Annotated in this window: 1 protein-coding gene; it reads right to left on the bottom strand. The window is 61.7% G+C overall.

Going from position 1 to position 243, the window contains the following annotated elements; genetic code table 11:
- On the bottom strand, window positions 1-212 hold a 212-nt coding region (locus tag SB822_RS60090), incomplete at its 3' end, for a type II toxin-antitoxin system HicB family antitoxin (protein WP_410859510.1).
- Window positions 213-243: the final 31 nt, after the last annotated feature.

Below are 243 nucleotides of genomic sequence, written 5' to 3'. Positions count from 1 at the left end.
CCCTGGAATTCCTTCTTGCGGCGGTACTTGTCGACGATGTCGGGACGCGGCGGCGCCAGCGTCTCGCCGTCGTACATCAGCTCCACGGCTTCCTGCACCGCGGCCGCCATTCCTTCCAGATCATCGGCTGCTGCATGCACGCCGGGCATATCCGGCACGATGGCGCCGTATGCACTGCGCTCGTCCTTGTGGATATAGACGGGATAGAGCATCACTTCCTCCAACCGGCTTGTCGGAAAATAC

The organism is Paraburkholderia sp. SIMBA_054 (genome assembly GCF_046534875.1).
Classification (GTDB): Bacteria; Pseudomonadota; Gammaproteobacteria; order Burkholderiales; family Burkholderiaceae; genus Paraburkholderia; species Paraburkholderia hospita.
The sequence above is the reverse complement of the archived record's forward strand: the minus strand, read 5'-3'. Positions and strand labels throughout refer to the sequence as shown.